At 50.0% G+C, this 9,974-nt stretch carries 2 protein-coding genes; both read left to right on the top strand.

Annotation, left to right across the window (positions count from 1 at the left end):
• On the top strand, positions 1-2,207 hold a 2,207-nt coding region (locus tag V6D42_RS20165; protein WP_333514373.1), incomplete at its 5' end, for a condensation domain-containing protein.
• A 12-nt stretch (positions 2,208-2,219) separates the two neighbouring features.
• Positions 2,220-9,974 (top strand): surfactin non-ribosomal peptide synthetase SrfAB (gene srfAB / locus V6D42_RS20385; protein ID WP_442893270.1); only part of this gene is annotated, 7,755 nt, incomplete at its 3' end.

Raw genomic sequence — 9,974 nt, 5'->3', positions numbered from 1 at the left:
GCGCGATTGCCAATACGAGAGTGTACATTCTCAGCGAAAGCCATCAGGTTCAGCCGGAGGGCGTGGCTGGAGAGCTTTGTGTGGCGGGACGCGGACTGGCGCGCGGCTATCTGAACAGGGAAGATGAAACCGCGAAGCGGTTTGTCTCAGATCCGTTTGTGCCGGGTGAACGCATGTACAAAACGGGCGACTTGGTGAAATGGACGGGCGGCGGCATCGAATACATCGGCCGGATCGACCAGCAGGTCAAGGTCCGCGGCTACCGAATCGAGCTGTCAGAAATCGAAGTGCAGCTGGCCCAGCTTTCTCAGGTGCAGGACGCCGCAGTAACAGCTGTGAAGGATAAAGCGGGCAATACCGCAATTGCCGCATATGTCACACCGGAAACTGTCGACACAGAAGCACTGAAATCAGCGCTCAAGGAAACCCTGCCGGACTACATGATCCCGGCGTTCTGGGTGGCGTTGAACGAGCTTCCGGTTACCGCAAACGGCAAAGTAGACCGCAAAGCGCTGCCGGAGCCGGATATTGAAACAGGAAGCGGAGAATACAAAGCGCCGTCCACTGATATGGAAGAGCTGCTTGCCGGCATTTGGCAGGACGTGCTCGGTATTTCTGAAGTCGGTGTCAGCGACAATTTCTTCTCGCTCGGCGGAGATTCCATTAAAGGCATCCAGATGGCAAGCCGCTTGAACCAGCACGGCTGGAAGCTGGAAATGAAGGATCTCTTCCAGCACCCGACGATCGAAGAACTGACACAATATGTGGAGCGTGCCGAAGGCAAACAGGCAGACCAAGGCCCTGTGGAGGGCGAGGTTATCCTGACGCCGATTCAGCGCTGGTTCTTTGAAAAGAACTTCACGAACAAACATCACTGGAACCAGTCGGTTATGCTTCATGCCGCGGAGGGCTTTGATCCTGAACGGATTGAAAAGACATTGCAGGCACTGATTGAGCATCATGACACGCTTCGCATGGTCTACCGCGAGGAGCAAGGGGAGATCGTTCAATTTAACAAAGGGCTTGATGCTGTCTCTGTTCACTTAGAGATCACCAAACTTGAGGGGCAGGCTATAGATCATGAAGACCGCATAGAGAGAGAAGCGGAGCGTCTGCAAAGCAGCATCAATTTGAAGGAAGGCGGCTTGTTAAAAGCAGGCTTGTTCCAAGCAGAAGACGGAGACCACTTGCTGCTTGTGATTCACCACTTAGTGGTTGACGGTGTATCGTGGCGGATTTTACTGGAGGATTTCGCCGCGGTTTATACTCAGCTGGAGCAAGGGAACGAACCGGTTCTTCCGCAGAAAACCCATTCGTTTGCGGAATATGCAGAGAGATTACAAGACTTCGCAAATTCCAAGGCCTTTTTGAAAGAAAAAGAGTATTGGAAACAGCTTGAAGAACAGACTGTCCCGGTGAAGCTTCCGAAAGACCGTGAATCTAGCGATCAGCGAATGAAACATACAAAGACAATCGGATTTTCGCTGACTGCTGAAGAGACAGAACAGCTTACCACCAAGGTGCATGAGGCTTATCATACAGAAATGAATGATATTTTGCTGACGGCATTTGGATTGGCGATGAAGGAGTGGACAGGTCAGGAGCAAGTGAGTGTTCATTTAGAGGGGCATGGACGTGAAGATATCGTAGAAGACCTGACCATTTCCCGGACAGTTGGCTGGTTTACGAGTATGTTCCCAATGGTGCTGGATATGAAACATGCGGATGATCTGGCTTATCAGCTGAAGCAAATGAAAGAAGACATCAGACATATCCCGAACAAGGGAGTGGGATACGGCATTTTGCGCTATTTGACAGCGCCGGAGCATAAAGAAGATGTGGCGTTCTCCATTCAGCCGGATATCAGCTTTAACTATTTAGGGCAGTTCGACGAAATGTCGGATGCAGGTTTATTCACGAGATCAGAGCTGCCATCAGGACAGTCATTAAGCCCGGATACGGAAAAACCGAACGCGCTTGATGTTGTCGGATATATTGAAAATGGAAAACTGACGATGTCACTGGCCTATCATTCTCTCGAATTTCATGAAAAAACGATACAGACATTCAGTGACAGCTTTAAGGCCCATCTTCTTAGAATCATTGAACATTGCCTATCTCAAGATGGCACGGAACTAACGCCGAGTGACCTTGGCGACGACGATTTGACGCTGGATGAGCTTGATAAATTAATGGAAATTTTCTAATAGAGGTGGCATATGAGCAAAAAATCAATTCAAAAGGTGTACGCACTTACACCGATGCAGGAAGGAATGCTGTATCATGCGATGCTTGATCCGCATTCTTCCTCTTACTTCACACAATTAGAGCTTGGCATTCAAGGTGTTTTTGATCTTGAAATCTTTGAGAAAAGCGTCAATGAACTGATCCGGTCATACGATATTCTCCGTACGGTATTTGTACACCAGCAGCTGCAAAAGCCGCGTCAGGTTGTGTTAGCGGAACGCAAGACAAAGGTGCACTATGAAGATATCAGTCATGCAGACGAGGATCGCCAGAAAGACCACATTGAGCGTTATAAACAAGACGTTCAGCGCCAAGGCTTTAACCTGGCAAAAGACATTTTGTTCAAAGTGGCAGTTTTCCGCCTTGATGCAGATCAGCTGTATCTTGTCTGGAGCAATCACCATATTATGATGGACGGCTGGAGCATGGGCGTGCTAATGAAAAGCCTGTTCCAAAACTACGAAGCGCTCAGAGCAGGCCGCGCACCTGCAAATGGGCAGGGCAAGCCATATTCCGACTATATTAAGTGGCTTGGAAAACAGGATAATGAAGAAGCGGAAGGCTACTGGAGCGAACGCTTGGCGGATTTTGAACAGCCAAGCGTGCTCCCGGGCCGCTTGCCGGAGAAGAAAGACGAGTATGTGAACAGAGAATACTCATTTATATGGGATGAGGAACTGGTTGCACGCATTCAGCAAACGGCGAACCGCCATCAAGTGACGGGGCCTAACCTGTTTCAGGCGATCTGGGGAATTGTCCTCAGCAAATATAACTTTACGAATGATGTTGTCTTCGGCACGGTCGTATCGGGACGGCCGTCTGAAATCAACGGAATCGAAACAATGGCGGGGCTCTTCATCAATACCATTCCTGTGCGTGTAAAGGTTGATCGGCAGTCTACATTCGCTGATATTTTCACAGCCGTTCAGCAGCATGCGGTGGAGGCGGAGCGCTACGATTACGTGCCGCTTTACGAGATTCAAAAACGTTCAGCCTTGGACAGCAGTCTTTTGAACCATCTTGTCGCTTTTGAAAATTATCCGCTTGATCAAGAGCTTGAAAACGGCAGCATGGAAGACAGGCTCGGGTTCTCTATCAAGGTTGAGAGCGCATTTGAACAAACAAGCTTTGATTTCAACCTCATTGTTTACCCGGGTAAAACCTGGACCGTCAAAATCAAATATAACGGCGCTGCATTTGATTCTGCTTTTATTGAACGGGCAGCAGGACATCTCACCCGCATGATGACAGCCGCTGTCGAGCGGCCGGACGCCTTTGTTCGTGAGCACGGGCTTGTGGGAGAAGAAGAGCAGCGGCAAATTGTGGAGACCTTTAACAGCACTTCATCAGAACTCCCTGAAGGAATGGCTGTTCATCAAGTATTTGAAGAACAAGCAAAGCGGACACCGGCAAGTACTGCCCTCGTATATGAAGGAGCCGAACTGACATACCGCGAGCTGAACGAAGCGGCGAACCGTCTGGCGAGAAAGCTTATCGGGCAAGGTCTTCAAAAGGGTGAAACAGCAGCCATTATGAATGACCGTTCGGCAGAGACTGTTGCCGCCATACTGGCTGTATTGAAGGCAGGCGCTGTATATGTGCCGCTTGATCCCGCACTTCCGGAGGATCGGCTCCGTTTCATGGCGGAGGACAGCTCGATTCGGATCGCTTTAGCTGGAGAGGCCTATACAAAACAGGCAAATCAGCTGCAAGTGCCGGTTCTCCCGCTGGAAGGCGTCTTTGAAGAGAATGAAGCGGCTGACAATCTGCATCTGCCCGCCGATCCGTCTGATCTGGCTTACATCATGTACACGTCAGGTTCGACCGGAAAACCGAAAGGCGTCATGATCGAACACAAAAGCATTCTGCGTCTCGTCAAAAATGCAGGATACGTTCCTGTTCATGAAGAAGACCGCATGGCGCAAACGGGAGCTGTCAGCTTTGATGCCAGCACATTTGAGGTCTTTGGCGCGCTGCTGAACGGCGCTGCGCTTTATCCGGTGAAAAAAGAGACACTGCTTGACGCGACACGGTTTTCAGCGTTCCTGCGTGAGCAGAAAATTACGACGATGTGGCTGACATCGCCATTATTCAACCAGCTTGCTGCAAAGGATGCCGGCATGTTTGGCACACTTCGCCATTTAATCATCGGCGGAGACGCGCTCGTGCCGCATATTGTAAGTAAAGTGAAACAGGCATCGCCGTCGCTTTCTCTGTGGAACGGGTACGGCCCGACAGAAAATACGACATTTTCTACAAGCTTTTTGATTGATCGCGAGTACAGCGGTTCAATTCCAATCGGGAAGCCAATCGGAAATTCCACTGCATACATCATGGATGAGCAGCAGCGTCTGCAGCCGATCGGAGCGCCTGGTGAACTGTGTGTCGGGGGAAGCGGCGTGGCACGGGGCTACGTCAACCTCCCAGAGCTGACGGAGAAGCAATTTCTTGAAGATCCGTTCAGACCGGGTGAAAAAATGTATCGAACTGGGGACTTGGCGAAATGGCTTCCGGACGGGAATATCGAGTTTTTAGGAAGAATTGATAACCAGGTGAAGGTGCGCGGGTTCCGGATTGAGCTTGGGGAGATCGAAAACAAATTGAACATGGCCGAACATGTGACAGAGGCTGCCGTGATCATTCGCAAGAACAAAGCGGATGAAAATGAAATCTGCGCGTACTTTACGGCGGATCGCGAAGTGTCTGTGAGTGGGCTGAGAAAAACGCTGTCTCAATCATTGCCGGACTATATGGTTCCTGCCCATTTGATCCAGATGGACAGCCTGCCGCTTACACCAAACGGAAAAATCAATAAAAAAGAACTGCCTGCGCCTCAATCAGATGCTGTGCAGTCTGAATATGCAGCACCCAAAACAGAGAGTGAAACGAAATTAGCCGAGATTTGGGAAGGGATACTTGGCGTTAAAGCAGGTGTTACAGATAACTTCTTTATGATCGGCGGACATTCTCTGAAAGCGATGATGCTGACGGCGAAAATTCAAGAGCATTTCCACAAGGAAGTACCGATTAAAGTGCTTTTTGAAAAGCCGACCATTCAAGAACTGGCACTGTATTTGGAAGAGAGCGAAAGCAAGGAGGAGCAGACGTTTGAACCGATCAGGCAAGCACCTTATCAGCAGCATTATCCTGTATCCCCGGCCCAGCGGAGAATGTACATCCTCAATCAGCTTGGACAAGCAAGCACAAGCTACAACGTCCCTGCTGTACTTTTGTTGGAGGGAGAAGTAAACAAAGACCGGCTTGAACATGCGATTCAGCAATTAATCGACCGGCACGAAATTCTCCGTACGTCGTTTGACATGATAGATGGAGAAGTCGTGCAGACCGTTCATAAAAACATATCGTTCCAGCTGGAGGCTGCCAAGGGACGGGAAGAAGACGCGGAAGAGCTGATCAAATCGTTTGTTCAGCCGTTTGAGTTAAACCGCGCGCCGCTCGTCCGTTCGAAGCTTGTCCAGCTTGAAGAAGAACGCCATCTGCTGCTCATTGATATGCATCATATCATTACGGACGGCAGCTCGACAGGCATTCTTATCGGCGATCTCGCCAAAATCTATCAAGGCGCAGATCTGGAGCTACCGCCAATTCACTATAAGGATTACGCTGTCTGGCAAAAAGAACATGCGGATCATCAAAAAGATGAAGCATACTGGCTGGATACGTTTAAAGGCGAGCTGCCGGTTCTTGACCTTCCGGCGGATTTCCCGCGGCCTGCGGAACGGAGCTTTTCCGGGGAGCGCGTCATGTTCGGGCTTGATAAACAAATCACAGCTCAAATCAAATCGCTGCTGTCAGAAACAGACACAACAATGTACATGTTCCTTTTAGCCGCATTTCATGTATTGCTCTCTAAGTATGCGTCACAGGATGACATCATCGTCGGCTCACCGACTGCGGGCAGAACACATCCTGATTTGCAAGGTGTGCCGGGTATGTTTGTCAACACGGTGGCATTACGGACAGCGCCTGCGGGGGACAAAACCTTTGCGCAATTCCTAGACGAAGTCAAAACGGTCAGTCTTCAAGCATTCGAGCACCAAAGCTATCCGCTTGAGGAATTGATTGAAAAGCTGCCGCTCACAAGGGACACAAGCCGGAGCCCGCTTTTCAGCGTTATGTTCAACATGCAGAACATGGAGATTCCTTCTTTGAAATTAGGAGATTTGAAGATTTCTTCCTATTCTATGCTTCATCACGTGGCGAAATTTGATCTGTCCTTGGAAGCTGTCGAACGTGAAGAAGAAATCGGTTTAAGCTTTGACTACGCAACTGCCTTATTTAAGGACGAGACAATCCGCCGCTGGAGCAGCCACTTTGTCAATTTGATCAAAGCAGCTGCGGTTAACCCGAACGTACGGCTGTCTGATTTGGAGATTCTTTCACCGGCTGAAACGGCAGCTTTGCTTGAAGAGAAAAAACAAACCACTCATTCTGGCGAAGACACGTTTGTATCACTTTTCGAAAAACAGGTGCAGCAAACACCTGATGATCCGGCTGTCATTTCTGGCGGAAACCAGCTAACCTATCGTGAGCTCGATGAACAGGCGAACCAGCTGGCGCATCATTTGCGCGCGCACGGGGCAGGAAGTGAAGACATCGTAGCCGTTGTCATGGATCGTTCAGCTGACCTAATGACAGCTGTTCTTGGGATCATGAAGGCGGGAGCTGCTTTTCTTCCGATTGATCCGGACACGCCTGAGGAACGAATCCGTTATTCATTAGAAGACAGCGGTGCGAGATTTACAGTCGTGAATGAAAGAAATATGACTGCCATAGGGCAATATCAAGGAACCACGATCAATATCGATCAAGCGGATTGGCGGAATGAAAACAAGGAGCGCCCGGAATTGATGTCTGGGCCTCAGAATCTTGCGTATATTATTTACACATCCGGCACGACCGGGAAGCCGAAGGGTGTGCAGATTGAGCATCGCAATCTGACAAACTATGTTTCTTGGTTTAGCAAAGAGGCGGGCCTGACAAAAACGGATAAGTCTGTCTTGCTTTCGTCTTACGCATTTGACTTGGGTTATACAAGCATTTTCCCTGTACTTCAAGCAGGCGGTGAGCTTCACATTGTGCCGAAAGAGACATATACCGCGCCCGATCAGATTGGCCGTTATATCAAGGAGCACGGCATCACGTATATCAAGCTGACACCGTCTCTGTTCCATACGATGGTGAACACGGCCAGCTTTACAAAGGAGCCGCACTTTGAATCCCTGCGCTTGATTGTGTTGGGAGGAGAAAAAATCATCCCTGCTGATGTTCTAGCGTTCAGCAAGGTATATCGGCATACCGAATTTATCAATCACTACGGTCCGACCGAAGCAACAATCGGCGCCATTGCCGGAAAGGTTGACCTGACTGAACCTGACACATTCGCGAAACGGCCGACAATCGGACGGCCGATTGCCAATACTGGCGCACTTGTCTTAAATGAGTCATTGAAGCTTGTACCTCCGGGAGCGAGCGGTCAGTTATATATCACGGGACAGGGGCTTGCCAGAGGATATCTCAGCCGTCCTCAGCTCACATCCGAGAAATTCGTTGGAAACCCGTATTCGCCGGGGAGCCTGATGTATAAAACCGGAGATGTCGTCCGGAGACTGGCTGACGGTACGGTTGAATTTATCGGCCGGGCTGATGACCAGGTGAAAATCCGCGGCTACCGCATAGAGCCGAAAGAAATTGAAACGGTCATGCTCAGCCTCAGCGACATTCGAGAAGCGGTAGTGCTTGCGATTTCTGAGGGCGGGCTTCAAGAGCTTTGCGCGTATTATACGGCGGATCAAGCCATTGAAAAAGCAGAGCTCCGGAAACAGCTCTCACACATACTGCCGTCTCATATGATTCCTGCCTTCTTCGTGCAGGTAGAGGCTATCCCGCTCACGGCAAACGGGAAAACCGACAGAAACGCATTGCCGAAGCCGAACGCGGCGCAATCCGGATATGAGGCGTCAGCTGCTCCGGAAACAGCGCTTGAAGAAAGCCTTTGCCGCATCTGGCAGAAAACACTCGGCATTGAAGCGATCGGAATCGATGACAATTTCTTCGATTTAGGCGGCCATTCACTAAAAGGAATGATGCTCATCGCCAATATACAGGCGGAATTGGAGAAAACCGTGCCGCTTAAAGCGCTGTTCGAGCAGCCGACTGTACGCCAGCTGGCGGCTTATATGGAGGAATCGGCAGCATCAGGCGGCTATCACATGCTGAAGCCGGCTGACAAACAGGATGTGTATCCATTGTCATCCGCGCAGAAACGGATGTACGTGCTCAATCAGCTTGACCGGAAGACGATCAGCTATAATATGCCATCGGTTCTTCTGATGGAAGGCGAGCTTCACATTTCGCGCCTGAGAGAATCACTTAACCAGCTCGTAAACCGTCATGAATCATTGCGCACGTCATTTACGGAAGCAGACGGAGAGCCTGTCCAGCGCATTGTTGAGGAGGCATCAATTGATCTTCACGTGTTTGATGCAGAAGAGGGCGAGGCGGAACAGAAGATTAAGGAATTTATCAGGCCATTCGACTTAAGCGGCGCTCCGCTCATTCGCGCGGCATTACTCCGAATTGCAGACCAAAAACATCTGCTTCTATTGGATATGCATCACATTATCGCGGATGGTGTATCAAGAGGGATTTTCGTTAAAGAATTGGCACTGCTTTATAAAGGCGAACAGCTTCCAGAGCCGAAGCTTCATTACAAGGATTTCGCTGTTTGGCAAAATGAAGCCGGGCAGAAAGAACGGATGAAGGAGCATGAGCAATACTGGCTATCAGTTCTCTCAGGCGAACTGCCGGAGCTAGACCTTCCGCTTGATTACACCCGACCGCCTGTTCAAAGCTTTGAAGGGGATACTGTCCGTTTCCGCGCGGGAAGCGGGACGGCAAAGGCGATTGAAAAACTGCTCGCAGAAACGGGAACGACCTTGCATATGGTGCTTCACACCGTCTTCCATGTCTTTTTAAGCAAAATCTCCGGACAGCGGGATATCGTGATCGGCTCGGTTACAGCAGGCCGCACGAATGCCGACGTGCAAAACATGCCGGGGATGTTCGTCAATACGCTTGCACTGAGAATGGAAGCAGGAGAAAAGCAGACATTTGCAGAGCTTCTGGAGCAAGCAAAGGAGACGAATCTGTCAGCGCTTGAGCATCAGGAGTATCCGTTTGAAAGTCTGGTCAACCAGTTAGACCTTCCTCGGGATATGAGCCGGAATCCATTGTTTAATGTGATGGTTACGACAGAAAACCCTGATAAAGAACAGCTTGAGCTGCAAGATCTCACGATTTCACCTTATGAGGCCCATCAGGGAACATCGAAGTTTGATCTGACATTAGGCGGTTTCGCTGACGAAAACGGCATCGGTCTGCAGCTGGAATATGCGACTGATTTATTCTCAAGAGAAACCGCTGAGAAATGGAGCGAATATGTCCTCCGCTTATTGCAGGCTGTGGCAGAAAATCCAAACCAGCCGCTTTCCAGCCTGTCGCTCGTCAACGAGACAGAAAAACAAACGTTTCTGGAGGCCTGGAAAGGAAAAACACTGCCTGTGCCGACAGACAAAACGGTTCATCAGCTATTTGAAGAAACCGTTCAGCGCCACAAGGACCGCCCGGCTGTCACGTATAACGGGCAGTCATGGACGTACGGCGAGCTGAATGCGAAGGCGAACCGTCTGGCGCGGATTTTGATC

This window comes from Bacillus sp. 0909A (assembly GCF_036765115.1).
GTDB lineage: Bacteria > Bacillota > Bacilli > Bacillales > Bacillaceae > Bacillus > Bacillus mojavensis.
Note: the sequence above shows the minus strand (reverse complement) of the source record. Positions and strands in the feature narration are given on the sequence as shown.